The sequence below is a fragment of the Rhodococcus sp. YL-1 genome, from assembly GCF_001942025.1.
Lineage (GTDB): Bacteria > Actinomycetota > Actinomycetes > Mycobacteriales > Mycobacteriaceae > Rhodococcus_F > Rhodococcus_F qingshengii.
Genome location: NZ_CP017299.1, coordinates 6,167,270 through 6,187,179, shown reverse-complemented (window position 1 = coordinate 6,187,179; position 19,910 = coordinate 6,167,270). Strand labels below are relative to the sequence as shown.

Annotated in this window: 15 protein-coding genes; 6 read left to right on the top strand and 9 right to left on the bottom strand. The window is 64.0% G+C overall.

What is annotated here, in order from left to right:
* Positions 1 to 46 precede the first annotated feature (46 nt).
* Positions 47 to 754 carry a pyridoxamine 5'-phosphate oxidase family protein gene (locus BH682_RS28795; protein ID WP_007735513.1) on the bottom strand — a complete coding sequence of 236 codons (708 nt, stop codon included), beginning with the start codon at positions 752 to 754 and terminating at the stop codon, positions 47 to 49.
* 97 nt (positions 755 to 851) lie between these two features.
* On the opposite strand from BH682_RS28795, the gene pdxR reads away from it, so the two are divergent.
* Both pdxR and BH682_RS28785 read left to right on the top strand, forming a co-directional pair.
* Entirely contained in the window at positions 852 to 2,249 is a 1,398-nt protein-coding gene (pdxR, locus tag BH682_RS28790) for a MocR-like pyridoxine biosynthesis transcription factor PdxR (RefSeq protein ID WP_075834985.1), read from the top strand.
* 59 nt (positions 2,250 to 2,308) lie between these two features.
* A complete protein-coding gene (locus BH682_RS28785) occupies positions 2,309 to 4,426 on the top strand; it encodes an oxidoreductase (RefSeq protein WP_075834983.1) in 2,118 nt (705 codons plus the stop codon).
* A 7-nt stretch (positions 4,427 to 4,433) separates the two neighbouring features.
* Here BH682_RS28785 and BH682_RS28780 read toward each other — a convergent pair whose 3' ends face one another.
* The 6 genes from BH682_RS28780 to BH682_RS28755 form a co-directional block, all read right to left on the bottom strand.
* Positions 4,434 to 5,492, bottom strand: a complete 1,059-nt coding sequence (locus BH682_RS28780; protein ID WP_223304565.1) for an isopenicillin N synthase family dioxygenase — start codon at positions 5,490 to 5,492, stop codon at positions 4,434 to 4,436.
* Positions 5,493 to 5,635: 143 nt separating this feature from the next.
* Entirely contained in the window at positions 5,636 to 6,739 is a 1,104-nt protein-coding gene (locus BH682_RS28775) for an inositol-3-phosphate synthase (RefSeq protein ID WP_003945979.1), read from the bottom strand.
* A complete protein-coding gene (locus BH682_RS28770) occupies positions 6,732 to 7,295 on the bottom strand; it encodes a PadR family transcriptional regulator (RefSeq protein WP_003946014.1) in 564 nt (187 codons plus the stop codon). Before BH682_RS28770 ends, BH682_RS28775 begins: the two co-directional genes overlap by 8 nt.
* Before the next feature lie 116 nt (positions 7,296 to 7,411).
* A complete protein-coding gene (locus BH682_RS28765; protein WP_075834981.1) occupies positions 7,412 to 8,182 on the bottom strand; it encodes a DUF1707 SHOCT-like domain-containing protein in 771 nt (256 codons plus the stop codon).
* 9 nt (positions 8,183 to 8,191) lie between these two features.
* Complete coding sequence (locus BH682_RS28760) at positions 8,192 to 9,013, bottom strand: DUF1707 SHOCT-like domain-containing protein (protein ID WP_075834979.1); 822 nt, start codon at positions 9,011 to 9,013, stop codon at positions 8,192 to 8,194.
* A gap of 9 nt (positions 9,014 to 9,022) precedes the next feature.
* Complete coding sequence (locus tag BH682_RS28755; RefSeq protein WP_007735521.1) at positions 9,023 to 9,862, bottom strand: DUF1707 SHOCT-like domain-containing protein; 840 nt, start codon at positions 9,860 to 9,862, stop codon at positions 9,023 to 9,025.
* 128 nt (positions 9,863 to 9,990) lie between these two features.
* On the opposite strand from BH682_RS28755, the gene BH682_RS28750 reads away from it, so the two are divergent.
* The 3 genes from BH682_RS28750 (at position 9,991) to BH682_RS28735 (ending at position 14,764) form a co-directional block, all read left to right on the top strand.
* Entirely contained in the window at positions 9,991 to 10,410 is a 420-nt protein-coding gene (locus BH682_RS28750; protein WP_075835547.1) for a DUF5318 family protein, read from the top strand.
* Between the two features lie 586 nt (positions 10,411 to 10,996).
* Positions 10,997 to 13,147: a transglycosylase domain-containing protein gene (locus BH682_RS28740; RefSeq protein WP_064073502.1), complete on the top strand. Its 2,151-nt coding sequence runs from the start codon at positions 10,997 to 10,999 to the stop codon at positions 13,145 to 13,147.
* Positions 13,148 to 13,186: 39 nt separating this feature from the next.
* Entirely contained in the window at positions 13,187 to 14,764 is a 1,578-nt protein-coding gene (locus BH682_RS28735) for a glycosyltransferase family 87 protein (RefSeq protein WP_030537124.1), read from the top strand.
* A 2-nt stretch (positions 14,765 to 14,766) separates the two neighbouring features.
* Here the strand turns inward: BH682_RS28735 and BH682_RS28730 are convergent, their stop codons facing one another.
* Positions 14,767 to 15,066, bottom strand: coding sequence for a helix-turn-helix transcriptional regulator (locus BH682_RS28730; protein WP_003941253.1), 300 nt, complete (start codon positions 15,064 to 15,066; stop codon positions 14,767 to 14,769).
* Between the two features lie 186 nt (positions 15,067 to 15,252).
* On the opposite strand from BH682_RS28730, the gene BH682_RS28725 reads away from it, so the two are divergent.
* A complete protein-coding gene (locus BH682_RS28725) occupies positions 15,253 to 19,092 on the top strand; it encodes an nSTAND1 domain-containing NTPase (protein WP_075834977.1) in 3,840 nt (1,279 codons plus the stop codon).
* Positions 19,093 to 19,098: 6 nt separating this feature from the next.
* Here the strand turns inward: BH682_RS28725 and BH682_RS28720 are convergent, their stop codons facing one another.
* Positions 19,099 to 19,878: a DUF4190 domain-containing protein gene (locus BH682_RS28720; protein WP_050656539.1), complete on the bottom strand. Its 780-nt coding sequence runs from the start codon at positions 19,876 to 19,878 to the stop codon at positions 19,099 to 19,101.
* Positions 19,879 to 19,910 lie beyond the last annotated feature (32 nt).

The following is a 19,910-nucleotide window of genomic DNA, read 5'->3' as shown; positions in this document are numbered from 1 at the left end:
TACACACCGGGGCTTAGCCATGCCCCGGTGTGTACGGCGTGTGCGGTCAGAGCATCGTCGAGATATGGTCCGGCAGCGCGACACCGGAGTCGAGATCCTCGGACGGGATCGGTTCACCGAAGTGCGTAGCTGCGGGAACTACTCCAGCCCAAACGGTTTCGATACCGATGTCGGCGGCATCGTCACCGGGGCCGCCGGTGCGAGCCTTGACGGAAGCCTCGTACAACGGCAGCGCAAGAACGATGGTTGCCACCATTTCCTTGCGCGTGTGATCCCGCAAGTGTTGGGAACGTCCGGGAACCACCTGGTCGACGATCAGATTCAAAGCCTTCACGCGTTCGTCGCCGTCGGTCACGACTCGAGGTGATCCGATGATGACGCCGCTGCGGTAGTTCATCGAGTGGTGGAAGCCCGACCGAGCCAACACGAGCCCGTCGAGGATCGTGATGGTGATGCAGATTTCGCTGTCGGGAGCCAAGCTCCGTGAAGCGACTGAACCGTGAACATAAATAGATCCGCCGCGGTCGGGGCCGTCGAGGTCGAACCCGTAGGCGGTGGGAAACACCATGGGAACTCCGCCGACGGTCACACCCATGTGGCACAGCTTCGCGGACTGCAAGACGTCGACGAGTGCCGCGCGTTCTGCGACGCCGTGGTGGCGGGCGCGCTTGTGCGTCGTACGTGCTGTCGGGGACAGCGGAACAGGTGCAGTGGGGGCAGGAGCAGGGGCAGCAAAGACAACGGAATCTGTCATGCAGACAATGCTGGTGGCAAAGTGGCTTCAAGTCATGGTCCAATCAGTGGAGACTTCGATAGGCCACTTCGATTTGCCACTTCCGGGAGGGTTCTGAATGTTTCTGCCTTCGGCGGTAGCCGTGGTCCTCGATCGGACAGATCGGCGGGCGCTCCCGGTCCAGATTGCCGACCACCTGAGAGCTGATATCCGCAGTGGTAAGGCGGCAGTGGGTCTGAGGTTACCCAGTTCCCGGAAGCTGGCGGCGGAGCTCGAGGTGGCGCGGGGCGTCGTGGAACGGGCGTATGAGCAGTTGATCGCCGAGGGTTGGCTTGTCGCTGTGCACGGCTCAGGCACCTTCGTTGCCGAGGCGCCCTCTCCCGCGCCCTCTCCCGCGCCCTCTCCCACGACTACACCGAAGAAGGCCGCCGACAAGATGTCACCCAGAGTGCAGCTCCGGCCGGGCGTGCCGTGGACGCCGCCGCGTGCATCGGCAGCGTGGCGGCGGGCGTGGCGTGACGTCGGGTCCAAACCGCCACCTTTCGAGGATCCCGATCCTGCGGGTGACTACGAATTGCGTTCGGCACTATCGGAATTGCTGGCAAGAGCCCGCGGAATGTCGGTTGAACCCGAGAGAATCCTGATCACCTCAGGTGCCACGCATGGTCTCGGCCTCGCCCTGTCGGCTCTGCGTACCCGTGGTGCTGTTCTGGCGATGGAAGATCCCGGATACCGGTATGCGTCCTCGGCCGCTACAGCCTGTGGATGGTCGCTGCTCGACGTGCCCGTCGACGCTCATGGTCTCTGTGTCGACCAACTCGAAACTGCGTCGGAGAGCGTCCGTGGCGTGTATGTGACACCGTCCCATCAGTATCCGACGGGTGGGCTGCTTCCGGTAGGTCGGCGCAACCAGTTGATCGAGTTCGCCCGCGTCCGCGACGTCGTCCTGTTCGAGGACGACTACGACTCCGAATTCCGTTACGACGTAGCGCCTTTGCCTGCGCTTGCCCAGTTGGCTCCTGATCGGGTGGTGTATCTCGGAACAGTTGCCAAGACGCTCGGCGCCGGAATTCGATTGGGCTGGTTGGTAGCTCCCCTCGACCTGGTCGACCGCATAGCAGTACACCGCAAGCGAATCGGCGACTTCCCGTCGGTTCCGCTGCAGCAAGCACTCCTGTCCCTGCTCCGTGACGGCGAATGGGATCGAGCGGTGCGTACCGCCCGGCGCAGGTACCGGGAGCGTGATCGGGCGGTCGAGGAAGCGCTGTCATCGTTCGGTGAACTGCGGGGTCTCGGCGCCGGCATGCACACGACGCTCATGCTCGACGCGGATCTGGCAGCCACCGTCGCTCGCGAGGCACTTGAATACGGCGTCGAAGTGCCCACCCTGGTCGAGTCCACCCGAACGCACGGAGACCCCGGCGGATTGGTCATCGGCTACGGGCGAGTGGAATCCGCGGACCTCGAATATGCGCTCGAGGTGATAGCCGAGTGCCTCGAACGTCACAGCGCGTGAAGTCTCGTTGATCGGGAGTGCGGCAACGGATGGGCGTGGTCCAGTTCTAGCGTCTGCTCGTGACGATCCGAAGCCAGACCTTTCCGCACCTGCTCGCACCAGGCACCATCGGCCCGATGACCGTGCCCAATCGCGTGGTTCTCCCTGCGATGGACATGAACCTGTGTGAAGACGGGGAAATCGAAAAGGGCGACATCGACCACTTCGTGGCGCGTGCAGCTGGTGGAACGGGTCTGATCATCACCGGTTGCTGCGCTGTTGCGTATCCGCTGGGCTGCACCAGCCGCAAGGAACCGGGGCTTTCGGAAGACCGGTTCATCCCCGGTCTCAAGGCGTTGGCCGACGCAGTCCACGACGCAGGCAGCAAGCTCTGTGTGCAGATGACACACCACGGCAAGGTGGCGCGCATCGATACCCTCGACGGCCGACCGCAGTTGGTCCCGTCCACGCCGAAGCCGCCGGGTGACATGAGCGCGATGGCCGATTGCACGCCAGAAGAACTGGGCAAGATGGCTGCCATCAACGAGGGCAAGAGGGCTACGTACCACGAGGCAACCAAGGAAGATCTTGATTGGCTGGTTCGCATGTTCGCCGAGGCTGCCGGACGGGTGAAGGCGGCGGGCGGCGACGCCGTCGAGATTCACTGTGCCCACAACTACGTCCTCGGAGCGTTCCTGAGTCGGTACACGAATCAGCGCGGCGACGAGTACGGAGGTTCCATGGAGAACCGTGCTCGCCTCGCTTGTGAGGTCATTCGGGCGGTCAAGGAGGAGGTCGGTGGTGCGCTTGCCGTCATCGTGCGTCTGGCCGGTCAAGAGTACGGCGAAACCGACGGGCTGACGGTCGACGAGGCTGCTGCGGCCGCGAAGATGTTCGAAGAGGCCGGAGCTGACGCCATTCATGTCACCGGTACCGCGCTGAATGCTTTTGCCAACTTCACCGACGGACCACTGCCCGACAAGGTCGGCTATTACACGGACAATGCAACGCGAATCAAGCAGGCGATATCGATCCCCGTGATCACGGTCGGACGTATGCTCCCCGAGGTTGGCGAGAAGATGATCGCGGAAGGTCGCACGGACTTCGCCGCAATGGGCCGTCAGCTCCTGGCCGATCCACAGTTGGTGAACAAACTCAAAGACGGTGCACCCGAGCGGGTTCGGCCTTGCATCAATTGCTACGTCTGCGTGCAGGAGAACTTCTGGGACGAGACGCCGCTGTGCGCTGTCAATCCCGCGCTCGGCAACGAAGCGCTTCTCCCCTTCGTTCGGACCAGCACTCCGAAACACGTTGTTGTGGTCGGAGCGGGCCCCGGTGGTCTCGAGACGGCCCGCGTGGCCGCTGAACGTGGGCACCGAGTCACGGTGTTGGACAAGTCCGATCGCCTCGGTGGCACCCTGTGGTTCTCGAGCCTCACTACCCCGGACAACGGGCGTCTGCTCAGCTGGTTGAAAGTGGAAATCGAGCGTCTCGGTGTCGATGTTCGACTGAAGACCGAAGCCTCGGTTGCTTCGATCCGGGCACTGAACCCCGACGCCGTAGTCGTGGCCACCGGTGCAGTCCGTGAGCGGCCTAGTGTTCCGGGCGGCGACTTGCCGCACGTGCACACCGGTGATTCGTTGCGCGCGTTGATGACCGGAGCTGGAGACGTCTCACAGGTACCGCCGTTCCTGCGGACGATGGCCAAGTTGGGCAAGCTGTCCGGTATCACCAAGAGCCCCGCGGCGATCCGAGCTGTGACCCGCAAGTTCCTGCCCATGGGTAAAGACGTTGTCGTGATCGGTGGTTCGCTTGTCGGACTCGAGCTTGCGGAGTTCCTGGCCGAGCGAGGTCGCAATGTGACGCTGATCGAAGAAGGCCAGCAGTTGGGTATTCCGATGGCGATGCCGCGCCGCTGGACGGCGGTGCGCCACGCCAAGCATGTCGGTGTGGACATTCACCGCAATTCAACGGTGCAGCGAATCACCAAGGAGCACGTCGAATTCCGTTCCGGTGACAAGACACGGACCGCTCCAGCCGACATGGTTGTCGTCGCGTCGGGAGTGTCGGCGCAGGCGCCACTGGCCGATTCTCTGATCGGTGTCGTGTCCGACGTACATGTGGTCGGTGACGCGGTGAACGTCGACTACATCGAGGGCGCGATGCACACGGCGTGGAAAGTCGCGATGGATCTGTAGTTCAGCATCAGGTAGCGCTTTGTGCCGCAACGATGTCCGGCCACCAGCGGGCCGCGACATCGGGGTGCGCACGTAGTCGACTCTTGAGGGCATTCGCCCCGTAGGAATCGTGTATCGGGTTGTTCGCGTCCACGGTGACGCCGGTGGCGCGCGCCGCCAGCTCGGGCGGTAGGTCGAACTCCGGGATCTGCGCTGCGTAGTTCGGGTTGAAGAAGAACGGCACCGAGATACGTTCGCCGTCGCCCTCGGGTGAAACTACCCGGTGCACAGTCGCTTTCAAGTATCCGCCGGTAGCGACCTCGAGCAGTTCGCCGATGTTGACCACCAGCGCCCCGTCGATCGGCGGCGCGTCGATCCAGTCGCCGTCGTGCTCGACCTGCAGACCGCCCTTGCCCGGTTCGACATAGAGCAGAGTCAGCACACCCGCGTCCTTGTGTCCGCCGACGCCCTGGGAGCCGGCACCTTTCGGGCGGCCCGGGTAACGCACCACCTTGATGAGGATCGACGGATCGTGAGCGAACGCGTCGTCGAAGATGTTCGCATCCTGGCCCAGGGCTACCGCCCATTCGCGTAAGAGGCTCAATGCGATCGAGGTGAGCGTGTCGTTCCACTCGGTGATGACGTCGCGAAGTTCGGGAAGGGCGTCGGGCCACTGGTTGGGGCCCTGCAGGATCTCCCAGGCCGGTGAGGTGTCGGTGCGCTCGGCCGCGGGCTGTTCGGCCCCGATGTCGATCTGCTCGCGCCAGTCCTGCTTGCCTTCGGTCAGTTCGCCGCCGAGCCTGGTGTACCCACGGAAGTGCGGGCTGCGGACGTTCTCGATCGCGAGCTTCTCGGCAGTGGGAAGCGCGAAGAACTCGCGGGCGACGTCGAGGAGGCGTCGCTGCAGTTCGTCGGGAATTCCGTGGCCGACCAGGTAGAAGAATCCGACCTCGTGGGTGGCCTCGCGGAGCTGAGTGCGGAACTGCTCGGCGGTGTCGGGGTTCTGCGCAAGCGACAGATCGAGCACTGGCAGCGACGTAATCGACATGGGGTCCTCGATCCGTGTGATGGTTCTGATGTCCATCATTCCACGCTGAGCGGCACCCGGACCCGCACGGCAATTCGGCAGCCGCAGGCGTGATTACCCGCGCGGATGCGGAAACACCCTGCGGATAACAGAATCGGGGCCTTGCGCCGTGGGCGCAAGACCCCGAATCAGTGTGAGTCGAATTAAGCTTCGTCAGCGCCGATGATGAACGCTTCGAGCTCGATGCGAGCCTTGTCGTCGGCCATCTGGACCGGCGGGGACTTCATCAGGTAAGCGGAAGCCGGGTAAACCGGTCCACCGATGCCGCGGTCCTTGGCGATCTTGGCTGCGCGGACGGCGTCGATGATGATGCCGGCAGAGTTGGGCGAATCCCAGACCTCGAGCTTGTACTCCAGGTTCAGGGGAGCGTCACCGAAGGCGCGGCCTTCGAGGCGGACGTATGCCCACTTGCGGTCGTCGAGCCACTCCACGTAGTCCGAGGGACCGATGTGGACGTTGCGGTCGTGAACCTTGCCGGCAAGTGCGCCGGTCAGGTTGGACGTCACGGCCTGGGTCTTGGAAACCTTCTTGGACTCCAGGCGATCACGCTCGAGCATGTTCTTGAAGTCCATGTTTCCACCGACGTTGAGCTGGTAGGTGCGGTCCAGCACGACGCCGCGGTCTTCGAACAGCTTCGCCATCACGCGGTGGGTGATGGTGGCGCCGACCTGGCTCTTGATGTCGTCGCCGACGATCGGGACGCCGGCGTCCTTGAACTTGGCAGCCCACTCCGGGTCGGAAGCGATGAAGACGGGCAGGGCGTTGACGAATGCAACGCCTGCGTCGATCGCGCACTGTGCGTAGAACTTGTCAGCGTCGTCGGAACCGACGGGCAGGTAGGAGACGAGGACGTCGACCTGAGCGTCCTTGAGTGCCTTGACGACGTCGACGGGCTCGGCGTCGGACAGCTCGATGGTCTCGGCGTAGTACTTGCCGATGCCGTCGAGGGTCGGGCCACGCTGAACGGGAACGTCCAGGGGCGGGACGTCGGCGATCTTGATGGTGTTGTTCTCGCTCGCGAGGATCGCCTCGGAGAGGTCGAAGCCGACCTTCTTGGCGTCGACGTCGAACGCAGCGACGAACTGCACGTCGCGGACGTGGTACTTACCGAACTTGACGTGCATGAGGCCGGGGACCGTCTGGGTCTCGTCGGCATCCTTGTAGTAGTGGACGCCCTGAACCAGGGACGAGGCGCAGTTACCCACGCCCACAATGGCTACGCGCACCGCGGTGCTGTTCTCACCCATGGTCGGGTTCTCCTTCTTTCCGGGATGTTCCTGTTGTCGATTGCTCGGCTGCGATCAATTCGTTGAGCCAACGCACTTCGCGTTCACTCGATTCGAGTCCGAGCTGATGGAGCTGACGGGTATAGCGGTCCAGCGATCCGCTGGCCCGACCGACGGCCTCGCGGAGCCCCTCACGGCGCTCCTCGACCTGGCGTCGCCTGCCTTCGAGGATCCGCATCCGCGCTTCTGCGGGGGTGCGGCTGAAGAAGGCGAGGTGAACGCCGAAACCGTCGTCGGTGTAGTTCTGCGGCCCGGTGTCGGCGACCAGTTCGGTGAACCGTTGCCGACCTTCCGGAGTGAGCTGGTAGACGCGACGCGCCCGACGCTTGAGCGTGCCGGTGGCAGTGTCGACGTCTTCCGAGATCAATCCGTCGGCTTGCATGCGCCGCAGTGCCGGGTACAGCGATCCGTACGAGAACGCGCGGAATGCGCCGAGCAGACCAGTGAGCCGCTTACGCAGCTCGTATCCGTGCATCGGTGACTCGAGGAGCAGCCCGAGGATTGCGAGTTCGAGCAACTGACAAACCTCCCGAGTCGTTGAACCTAACCGCTTGATGCGATAACCAACTATATCGCGCCGATATATAAAACCACACTGCGGCCCGATACGTGTACCAAGGTGTCACGGCTAGATCAGGGGGTGAACGGGTAGATCGACATGATTTCCCCGTCGAGGCCAGCGGTCAGGTACCCGCTCTCGTCGAGGTCGTTGCCGACGTGAATCTGGATGGTCGGAACATTTTCGGTGCTATCGACAGAGACGTACCGAGTGGTCGGATTTTGCACCGACGTCGTTGTTCCGGCGCCGTCGAGCAGGGCGATCACGATGCGAGGATCGAGCTGTCTGACGTCGATCTGTGTCACGTCGGGTTCGCGTGATCCTCCTGAAGTCGTGTCCTCGAGGTCGCCTCGGTAGTAGCTGTCCAGGCTCTTGCGCGGCGCGGCAGGATCGGCGCGCGTTACGCGTGCATAAGTGGGATAGATGGTCATCTCGTCGACCAGTCCGCTGCCGTACTCCGTTTCGATGGCATGGAACATCGCCCCCAGGCCGTCGACGGTGTGTAACTGTGGCTCGGGGCTCGAGAAGATCGTGACGTCGGACGCGGCGTATTTGATTCCGAAACCGACAGCCGAGACCAGTGACAGAGCGATGATCACAAGGGCGATCAAACGCGTGTCGAGCGAAGGTTCTTTCCGGAGAACAGGCAGAGACGCTTCGGTCTGCAGATCGGACGTCAAATCTTCGAGATCGCCGAGAGTGACTGCCACCGCGGCGAGTTCGGTCAATTCGTCGTGCTCGGCCGCGGTGAGTTGCCCGTCGGCGAAGGCGGAGTCCAGCACTGCGCAGGTGGCCTCGCGGTCGGCGTCGCGAGCACGGGTGGTCCGGGTCAGATCGTTTGGCATGTCCGAGGCCTATCGAGGAGTGAAGGGAGACAAGCGGATCGGGCGGCCATCCGGGGTCAGCTCCATCGAACCGCTCGCGCCGAGTTCGTTGTCCACGTAGATGGAAATACGTGGATCTTGGCCCGACGAACTCATGCTGATGTGTGAGACCTTGGCGTCGGGGACGTTGAGATTGGCGGACGCTCCGGCCAGGTATCCGGCGAGTTTGTCGATGTCGACCGAGGCGAGGTCGAAGGTAGTCGTGCTGGCCGCCCGGGATGTGGAGCTCTCGCTTGGTGTGAAACCTCCACGAAAGTCGATGTCCTCCTCCAGATTCGGCGAGACAGCGGCGGCGCGAGTGACGCTTGCATGGCCGTCGTAGAAGTTGGCGGAATCGATCAGCGTCGTGCCGTACTTGGCGCTGTATCTGGTGATGAATTCCCCGATCCCGCTTGCAGTGACCGTGTTCAGCGTCGAACTCACAATGGGGGCAAGCGGTCCGACAGGTTCGGCTGCAGCCGGTGGAGGCGGTGGGGGTGAATCGTCGGCGGACAAGGTGAGGTACCCGATCAGGCCGGCGAAGATAGTCGATGCGGCTGCGAGGTACCAGATCTTGTCGATACGACGAACTTTGGCGACGGCGTTGCGCAGCGTTGCTTTCTGCAGATCGCGGACCAGCAGATCGAGCTGGCCGAGGGTGGTCGCGGTCATGGCCGCAGCCGTTCGGTTCGCGTGCTCGTCGACCGTGATCTGTCCGTCGGACAGAGCCGTATCGAGAACGGCGCAGGTATCGGAACGGTCGACGTCGCGCGCACGGGTGCGCGTAGAGGTAGTAGTCGGGGACCCACTCACCGGCTCACCCTAGCTCCCGTACGGGTAGGAACGAGAGATCTCGCCCCACGGCGTGACCTCGATGCGTCCTTGGTGGCCGAGTCCGTTCTCTGCATAGATCGCGATCTCCGGGACGCCGTAGTTCGCGTCCACGATCAAGTGGGTGATCGCGGCGTCCGAAACATTGACATAGTCGCCGATGTTCACCATGTACGGCGCGAGCTTGTCGATCTGGATGGAACCGAGGTCGAAGGTCGGCTGGCCCGTTCGCCGCGGAATGGACGTCACTTCCCTCTCGAAGCCGTCGCGAAAACTGATGGACTCGGTGAGAGCGGGAGCATCGGGGACCGCCCGGCTCACTGAGGAGTAGTCGCCGTGGAAGCTGGCGTCGTCTACGAACATGTCACCGAACTCTTCTCGATACCTCTCGATGAATGCGCCGATTCCTTCCGGCGTCAACGTGTCGATGTGTGCGATCAGGATCGGTTCGACGGTCGGCTCCGGCACCGGGGTGGTGGTCGGCAACGGCGGAGCGAGGGAAGTAGTGCTGGCATAACTGGCTGTGATGTCTTCCGAGGGCGTCAACGGTGACCGACTCCACGCCACTGCTGCGATCGCGCCGACGACGATCAGAGCAGCAGCACCGACGAACACGGCCTTTCGTGCCGTCGACGTCCGAGGCACCGTTTTGGTCTCGATCTTCGGCACCTGCAGATCGTTGACCAGGCGTGCGAGTGCGAGCAGGGTCTTCGCGGACTTCGCCTTCTCGGTCCGGTCGAAGTAGTCCTCCGCGCTCAACTGCCCTTCGGCGTACGCGGCGTCCAACACATTGCACGTTTCGACGCGATCAAGATCACGAGCGCGCGTCATCGGAGAACGAGAAGACTTCACAGGAAGTGATCGTAATGGCTGGTCGCCATGCCCCCAGCCCCCGAAATGTGTTCATCGTGACCCTCCCGAACCGTCCGTCGCGGCACGGACGCACGTACGCTGGTCAGGTGCGGATACAGCGGCAAGTTGTGGACTACGCGCTCGCGCGTCGGTCTGTGCTGGCCGAAGTGTCTGCGGGTCGGACCGACGTCAAGCAGGTGTGTGACGCCGATCCGTACCTACTCAGAGCCGCGAAGTTCCACGGCCTGGGCAGCGACGTCGTCTGCCCCATTTGCCGCAAGGAACAGTTGACGCTCGTGTCCTGGGTGTTCGGCGACAAGCTCGGTCAGGTTTCGGGATCGGCCCGAACCTCGGACGAGCTCGCTCGGCTTGCGGAAACAGCAGAGGAGTTCACGGTGCACGTTGTAGAGGTGTGCCGTACCTGCAGTTGGAACCACTTGGTGCAGTCCTATGTGCTCGGCGCAGTACCTGCGCCGCCGCGACCGCGGCGAGCACGCCCACCAAGCCGGCGCACCGCCAGCGAGTAACGCCACACCCGAAGAAGGGCCCGATCGAAGTCTGCACGTGATCGGTCCGTGACCACTGGAGATTTGATTCGTGAGTTCCCCCAGCAACAACAACCCGGGCGGCAACAACCCGGGTGGCCGTCCCGTCGGTCCCAACCGTCCCGCCGGACCTCCTCAGGGTCGTCCGCCGCAGGGACGTCCCATGGGCCCACCACCGCAGGGACGCCCTCCGATGGGTCCGCCCCCTCAGGGTCGTCCGCCGCAAGGTCGTCCGATGGGACCCCCGCCCCAGGGTCGTCCGCCGCAAGCCCGACCTTCGGGCCCGCCTCCTCAGGGCCGCCCCGCCGGTCCCCCTCCTCAGGGTCGTCCGCCGCAAGGCCGACCTGCCGGCCCGCCGCCTCGAGATCGCGCCGTAGGCGCTCAAGGAGATCGCGCCTCCGGCGCTCAGGCGAACGAACCGACCCAGCGCGTCGCGGCAGCAGCAGCGACCACCCGTAGCAACGCGGGCGCCCGCCCGCCGGTCGGACCTCCACCGACGAAGCCACCGACAGGTGGCTCCGGTGGCGGTGGCAACGACGGACAACCCCCGAAGGGAAAGAAGAGCGCCGTGAAGAAGAAGTCCAAGTGGCGCACAGTTCGCCGCTCGGCCTACGTCTTGGTGGCGCTCGGTCTTGTTCTGCCCGTCCTTGCCTTCATGGCCGCGTACATCGTGCAGGACGTCCCCAAGCCCGGTGACCAAAAGACCAATCAGGTGGCGACGGTCTTCGCCGCCGACGGAAGCACCGTGATCGCTACCGTCGTCCCGCCGGACGAAGGTAACCGCGTCGAGGTCTCGCTCGATCAGGTACCGATGCACGTTCGTAACGCCGTTCTGGCCGCAGAGGACCGCGATTTCTACTCGAACCCGGGCTTCTCGATCTCCGGTTTCGCACGCGCAGCCCGTGACAACGTCCTCGGTCGCGACAGTGCCGGTGGTGGATCGACCATCACTCAGCAGTACGTGAAGACCGCGCTCGTCGGCTCGGAGCGTTCGCTGACGCGAAAGATGAAGGAACTCGTTCTCTCCTCGAAGATGGCCAACGAGTGGTCCAAGGACGACATTCTTGCCGCATACCTGAACACCATCTACTTCGGTCGTGGTGCGTACGGTATCGAAGCCGCGTCCAAGGCTTACTTCGGTAAGCCCGTCGACCAGCTGTCCATCGAAGAAGGCGCCGTCCTGGCGTCGTCGATCCAGCTTCCGTCGCTCCTCGATCCCGAGACCAACCCGACCGGCGCGAAGTCCCGTTGGGATTACGTGCTCGACGGCATGGTGTCCGCCGGCACGCTGGATCAGGCCGCGCGCACGCAGATGCAGTACCCCGCCTACATCCCGCTCGCCCAGGTCGACAACAGCAGCCAGGGCTCGACCGGACCCGAAGGCCTGATCAAGCGTCAGGTGCTCAAGGAGATCGGCGACGCTGGAATCAGCGAGCAGTTGCTCAACACCGAGGGCTTGCAGATCACCACGACCATCGACCCGCAGGCTCAGGCCGCAGCGGTCGAGGCAGCCCGTTCCAACATGGAGGGTGAGCCGGAGAATCTGCGTACCGCAGTTGTCTCGGTCGATCCGAAGACCGGAGCCGTCAAGGCGTACTACGGCGGTGAGGACGGCGCGGGATACGACTTCGCGAATGCCGGACTTCAGACTGGTTCCTCGTTCAAGGTGTTCGGCCTCGCAGCCGCCCTGGATCAGGGAATCCCGCTCTCGCAGATGTACGACAGCTCACCGCTGACCGTCAACGGCATCTCCATCGGCAACGTCGAAGGTGAAAGCTGCGGCACCTGCACCATCGCAGAGGCGCTCAAGCGTTCGCTGAACACCAGCTTCTACCGTCAGATGCTCAGCCTCGACGGCAACGGCCCGCAGGAAATCGCGGACATCGCTCACAAGGCAGGCATCCCGAAGGACATCCCGGGTGTCGGCCCGTCGCTCACCGAGGCCGACGGTTCCGGCCCCAACAACGGCATCGTGCTCGGCCAGTACCAGGCCCGCGTGCTCGACATGGCGTCGTCGTACGCGACACTCGCCGCGTCCGGTACGTATCACGCACCGCACTTCGTGCAGAAGGTCGTCGCGGCCGACGGCACCGTGCTGCTGGACCGCGGCGCGCCCGCCGGTGAAGACCGCATCGACGCTGCCGTGGCGGACAACGTGACGGCTGCGATGCAGCCGATCGCGGCGTACTCGCGCGGTCACAACCTGGCCGGCGGACGTCTGTCGGCGTCGAAGACAGGTACTGCGCAGCTCGGTGACACCGGAGCCAACAAGGACGCGTGGATGGTCGGCTACACGCCGTCGCTTTCGACCGCGGTCTGGGTCGGAACTCCCGACGGTGAAGCGATCACCAATTCCGGTGGCGCGATGATCTACGGCTCGGGTCTGCCTTCGGACATCTGGAAGGACACGATGGACGGCGCCCTCGAGGGCACCGACAACGAGAAGTTCCCGACGCCGGGCAAGATCAACGGTCAAGCCGGTGGTGTTCCGGAGTACACGGCTCCCGCACCGCCCAAGACGTCGGCGCCGCCGACCACCGCACCGACGACGACGGAAACCACTCCGCCGCCCGTGGTGACAACGACGCAGGTCGAGGTTCTGCCGGGCATCACGATCCCGATTCCGGGCATCTCCCGGCCGACGACAACCACGCCACAGGTACCAGGGGCAGGCGAGACCACCGAGGAAGAACCGGCAGGTGTGAGCCCCGGCCAGTAGTTGGAGGGTGGTCGGTTCGAAAGACGGTAACCTCGCGGAGTGGCCGCGAATGCTGATGATGCCGAACCGACCTCCCCCGCTCCGCTGGCCGAAGATCTTCGTTCGGCGGATTGGCGGGACGTTCCCAGTCGCAACGACGCGATGGTGTCTGCGCTGTCGGGAACCGTCGGCGGTCCGGTAGGTCGTCACGCACTGATCGGGCGCACTCGCTTCTTCACACCGATGAGAGTGATCCTTCTGCTCGCCGTGGTGTTCTTGGCTTTCGGCTGGTTCGCCAAGGCGGGCTGTATTCAACAGGCGCCGGTCGGCGAGAGCGGGCAGGTCGGCCTCGACTGGAGTGGCAGCCGTCAGTACGTGGCGATGTGTTACTCCGACACCGTTCCGCTGTACGGAGCCGAGCGCCTCGATCAGGGAGCATTCCCGTACAAGACGTCGTGGGAAGAAGTACGCGGCGACGGTTCGATCCAGATGCGGTACATGGAGTATCCGGTCATCTCGGGGCTCTACCAGTACGGCGCAATGAAAGTCGCGAAGGCGTGGGATTCGATCACCTGGCTGCCGGGCGCGATTCAGGTGGCGCTCTATTTCAACGTCGTGGCGTTCGGGTTGGCGTTGGCGTGGCTGGTCACCGTGTGGGCGAGCACCCTTCTGGCCGGACGACGAGTGTGGGACGGCGCTCTCATCGCGTGTTCCCCGTTGGTGATCGTGCACGTGTTCACGAACTTCGATCCTCTGGCGACGGCGTTCGCGGCGGGTGGGTTGTTGGCGTGGGCACGCAAGCGGCCCGTGCTCGCGGGAATCCTGCTCGGCCTGGGCGGCGCCGCAAAGCTCTACCCGCTGCTCCTACTGGGACCGCTCTTGGTCCTGTGTCTGCGCGCGGGCAAGACGAGGGACTGGCTGGTGACCGCTCTCAGCGCGGTCGCGGCATGGCTTGCGGTGAACCTGCCCATTGCCGCGCTGTACCCCCATGGTTGGTACGAGTTCTTCCGGCTCAACTCCGAACGCGGGGCCGATCCGGATTCGCTCTACAACGTGATCGCGTCGTTCACGTCGTGGAAGGGCCTCGACGGTCCTCTCGCACAGGGTGAGTCACCGTCGAATCTCAACGCCGTCTCTCTGCTTTTGTTCGTGGCCGTCTGCATCGGTGTCGGATACGTCGCCCTGACGGCGCAGCGTCGTCCGCGAGTTGCGCAGCTGTGCTTCCTGTTGGTGGCGGGCTTCCTGCTCACGAACAAGGTGTGGAGCCCGCAGTATTCTCTGTGGCTGGTGCCGCTGGCCGTGTTGGCCTTGCCGCACCGCAGACTCCTGCTCGCGTGGATGACCATCGACGCCCTGGTCTGGGTTCCACGAATGATGTATTACCTCGGCGTGTCCAACAAGGGGCTGCCCGAGCAGTGGTTCACCGGAACCGTCGTGATCCGGGACATCGCGGTACTCGTTCTGTGCGCGCTGGTGCTCCGGCAGATCTACCGGCCGTCGGAGGATCTCGTGCGGTACGGGTTCATCGACGATCCGGCGGGCGGTGTTCTCGATCAAGCACCGGACAAACAACCCGCCTGGCTACCCGGTTGGCTGAAGCCGTCCAAGGCGAAGGAACCGGAACCCGTCACGGTCTGAGGTCACCACTCGTCGAGGGTGGTGTACCCGTCCTGGACCGCGCGGGCAAACAATGCTGCCTTCGTGGGAGCCGGCCGCCCGACGTCGCTGTACTTCGTGCGGATCCGAGTGATGTGTGTGTTGACGGTGCAGACGCGTAGGCCGAGCGTCTCGGCGACCTCGGACTTGGAATCCGAACGTAGCCAGGCAAGAAGTACTTCGATCTCGCGGACGCTCAGCTTCGGCTTGTGCTTGCCGTGCTTGGGGTTGCCGACTCGGGACACGTTTGCCTCGATCTTCGGAGAAATGCCGATTGAAGACATGCGAGTAGCGCCTTTCGACGGAGGGGATGGGCGTCGACTGCCGTATTTGCAGAAGGGCTGCTGGCTCGGGGTCCGACTGAGACGAGTATTTCGATCGAGGTGTCTCAGTGGAACGGGTGCAACTCTCTCGATACAGAGTCCATACAACGGACAAATCCCCTACCTGCTCCGATAGAGTGCGTCGCTATGAACTCGAAGGCGGAAGCCGGTACGCACAATCAGGTCGATCCCGCCCGGATCGAGTCGCGTGGGCAGTTTGCTGAGACGCTCACTGCACTGCGGAACGCAGCCGGACTGACGGTCCGCGAAGCCGTCGAGCGTTCGGGTGGTTTGCACGGAACCGTCAGCGGATGGTTTGCCGGCCAACACCTGCCGACGCCGGCGAGTACCCCGATGTTTTTCGCGCTCCTCGAGGCCTGCGGCGTCGATTCCGAGGATGAGCGGGAGCGCTGGATCAGTGCGGTGCAACGAGTGAGACAGCTGACGGCCAGACGACGCGGCGACGCCACCGTTCCGTATCGAGGTCTCGAGTCGTTCCGGCAGGAGGACGCCGAGTGGTTCTTCGGTCGAGACGAACTCACTGCCAATTTGGCGGAACGGGTGGCGTCGGCGATACAGGGTGAACGTCGCCGTCAGTTCATGGTGATCGGTGCTTCCGGCTCGGGTAAGTCGTCGTTGCTGCGGGCCGGGCTCGCCCCCAAGATCGCTGGAGACGATCCACGGTTCGACGGCTGGCGGGTGGAAATCCGGCAGCCGGGTACGGGAGGAATCCCGTCGTCGATTTCCGACGAACCAACAGTCTTGATGCTCGATCAGTTCGAGGAACTGTGGACGCAGTGCGACGGTGATCGTCGCGAGGAAATACTGCGGACTCTCGCGGAACTCGGTGAGAACACCATTGTCGTCATCGGCATGCGTGCCGACTTCTACGGGCTCGCGGCGAAGGAACCGCTTTTGGTGCCACTGCTCGACGACTCGCCGATGGTGGTCGGGCCGCTGACCGAAGAGCAGTTGCGCGAAGTGATCGTCGAGCCGGCGGTCAAGGCCGGGATGACCGTGCAGAGCGAGTTGGTTCAGGTTCTGGTCTCCGAGCTGACACCACGCGGCTCGCGCACGGCCAGCGACCCCGGAGCTTTGCCATTGTTGTCGCACGCACTGCTGGGGACCTGGCAACGGTCGACGCGTAAGACGCTGACCGTCTCGGATTACTACGCCACCGACGGGATTGCCGGAGCCGTCCAGCAAAGCGCGGAGGAAGTGTACGGCGAGCTCACAGAGCGGCAGCAGCAGTTGGCGCGCAGGATCTTCCTCCGGTTGGTCAACGTCGACGAAGTGACGCAGACGCGTCGGCGGGCACCGCGCACCGAACTCTTCCTCGGTGACGACGTCGACGACGTGAATACCGTCATCGACCGGTTCGCCTTACGCCGCCTTCTCACCGTCGACGAGGAGACCGTCGAGGTTTCGCACGAGGTCTTGCTGTCCGCGTGGAGTCGGCTTCGCGATTGGATCGACTCGGACCGCGCCGGTCTGGCGGTGCATCGCAGGTTCACCTACGCGGCGCAGGTGTGGGAAGACAGTGGACGCGACCCCGGCGCGCTGCTCGGACCCGCACGTCTTCATCTGACGGAAGAATGGCTGCGTTCGGGCGAACTCGGGCTCCCACTGGAACCGAGTCGGACCCGCGCCGCCGACCTCAATGCCACCGAGCGGGAGTACCTCGCCGCGAGCATCGAGCATCGTGATCAGCAGGAATTTGCCGATCGCCGACGTACACGCGTGCTACGACGGCTCGTGACTGCGTTGGCAGCCGCGTCGGTGATCGCTCTGGTGTTGGCGGTGGTTGCGACCGTCGCCGGTATCGGAGCCAATCGTCAACGTGTCCAAGCAGATACCGCGCGAGACGAGGCGATGTCGCGTCAGGTGGCCACCGAGTCGATCAGGATGCGCGAGCGGGATCCGTCGCTGGCGTCGCAGCTTGCTCTGGCGGCATTTGCGGTCAACGAAACGACCGAAGCCCGCTCGGCATTGCTGGATGCGTCGGGCGTTCATTCGGCTACTCGCATCATCGGGCCGCCCGGCGCGATGAAGGCCCGGATCAACCCAGCCGGAACTGTTGTGGCGGTGGGTGGTTCGGACGGGAAGGTCAGGCTTTATCCGATGGTGGACGGTGTTGCCTCAGCCGTTCCGCAGGCGGAGTTCCTCGGAGTCTCGGAGGGCACGGCGCTCTTTGCCGTCGCCTACAGCCCGGACGGACGGCTGCTTGCGACCGGTGGCGCCGGCGGCGCTGCGCTTTGGGACGTGTCGGATCCCGAGAATCCGGTTCGTGGAACTCTTCCCGTCGACGGTGAACGGGTAGTGCAGGACATGGAGTTCAGTCCAGACGGAACCAAGCTGGTCGCCGGTACCTCGACGCCCGACGTCCTGCGATGGAACATCGACACCTCCACGAATGCCGTTGCTTTGCCTGCTCTTCCGCATCCAGCTGACGGCATTGTCACCGCGACGTTCAGCCCCGACGGACGTTTCCTCGTGGCGGGCGGGCGTCAAGCGACTCTGCGCGTGTGGGACGTCGCGAAGTGGGGTGAGGAATCGGCGCCGATCTTCGCGACCGAGCCGAACGGCACCACCGTCCACCACCTCGGCGTTGCCTTCAGCCCGGACGGACGTGAGCTCGCGGCGGGAACCACTGGCAGGGAGGTGGTTCGGTGGGACATGAGCGATCCGGCGCGCCCCACTCCCCTGCAGGCACTGACGGGATTTTCCAGCTACGTCAACGAACTGAACTACGGCAAAGACGGAACACGTCTTGCCGCAGGAAGTTCCGACAACTCCGTGCGCGTGTGGGACCCCCGAACCGGGGCATTGATCGAAACACTTCCGGACAGTGGGGCGGTGACCACAGTCGACTACAGCGATGACGGCCGCAATCTGGTCACCGGGGGACTCAACGGTGTGACTCGCGTGTGGGCTCTTCCGGGTCCGGTCTGGGCGGGAGCTCGGGACACGATCTTCACCAGTCCCTTTGCCGCGGACGGCTCGCGTCTGGTGGCCGGCGTCGGTGCCAGGGGTGGCGCGATGTTGGCGTGGAACACCGAGGATCTCGATCGCCCCGCGGTGATGCCGGAGTTGAAACCGCAAGGGGCCGACTCTTTCAGCGGTGCGTCGGCGGTGTCGGCAGACGGGAACCTGGCTGTGAGCGGCACCGGCGGCGGTGCATATCTTTGGGACCTGAGTGATCCGGCGTCGCCACGTATCTACGGCGAGCCTGCGGTATATGTGAAGGGCATCGTGGCGGTTGTCGCGCTGAATCCCGCCGGAGATCTGCTGGCGGTGTCCTCGCAGGACGACAACAGTATTGCGTTGGTCGACGTTTCCGACCCGTCGGCTCCGAAACTGTTGTCGTTGACCGATGTCGGCTCCTACCCGCAGATGATGGCCTTTCAGCCAGGTACCGACATCTTGGCGATCGCGAACGCCAAGAACGAAGTGGATCTGTGGGACGTGTCGAACGCAGCGTCGCCCCGGGTGGCCGCGACGGTGGGTGGATTCGAAAGCTACGCATTAGCAGTGTCTTTCAGCGCCGACGGAACGCTGTTGGCCGCCGGAAGTGCGGATCACGGTGTCGCCGTGTGGGACGTACGCACACCGTCGGCACCCGAGGAACTCGCTCGTCTCGTCGGCCCCGAGGGCGCAATCTATTCGATCTCGTTCAACCGCGCCGGTGATCGGCTCGCTGCCGGTGTCGGCGACGGAACCGTCTGGCTCTGGGACATCGAGACTCCCTCGCGGTCAACACGATTTGCGACGCTGTCCGCCTACCCGGGTCGCGTCAACGACGCTCAGTTCGCCGGCGAGAGTGACATGATCGCGGGTAGCGGGTCGGACAAGACCGTTCGATTGTGGGGAATCGACCCCGACGGCGTCGTTGATCGATTGTGCCGCACCGCAGGATCTCCCATCACGGAAGCCGAATGGGAGCGGTACCTGCCCGGTGTTCCCTACCAGGATCCGTGTGCCGGCTGACGCGCTTCAGTTCATCCAGAACTCGAGCGCCGCTTCCCGACCCAGCTCGCCTCCGCTGCCGGTGATCACCAGTCCGGCGGAGGTGAGCTTGTACGTCACGTCCTTGTTGGTGACGGTGAATCCGTTGCCCGTGGGCGTCGGATCGTCGAGTTCGATGGTGGCGCCGTCGCTCAGCCGTTGACCCTTGTAGTAGTAACGCCCGACTCCGGTTTCGCAGATGACGATTCGTGATCCGGTCGTGACGGCGATGGCGACGGCAGGATTGGTGGAGTTGCAGCTGGGGCCGCCGGAGATGAAGCCCTGACGGTTGGTGCCCGAGACGGTCGGCGCTGGTCCGATCGAGGTTGTGACGCGTGGGGGCGTCGTCGTTTTCGGCGCTGTGGTGGGTGCACTCGGTGCCCGAGTCGTGGTCGTGGAGTACGAGTACGGCGTCGTATAGGTGAGACTCCGCGAACTCGCCTCGTTCGCGGCGTTGCCGAAAGCGGCGGCGAGCAGCCCGAAGAACGCGATCCACACGATCACGGCCAGGATGCCGAGTGCGGTGAAGATGTAGCCGATGATCAGTCCGGCAAGGGCGAGTCCGTCGCCTTCTTCGCCGGTCCGTTTGATCTGGCCGCGAGCGATGTGCCCGAAGACGATCCCCAACGGCGCGATGAGGAACGCGAAGACGAGGGCGAGCACCGCGAGTGTGTTCGTCGGCCGCCTGCCGTACGGATCGGGCTGCCCGTACGGAGACGGTTGCCAATTCTGATTGCCCTGGTACCCGTACCCACCCTGATCGCTCATGAGGTGAATCTTGGCATGGACTTGGCCGAAGA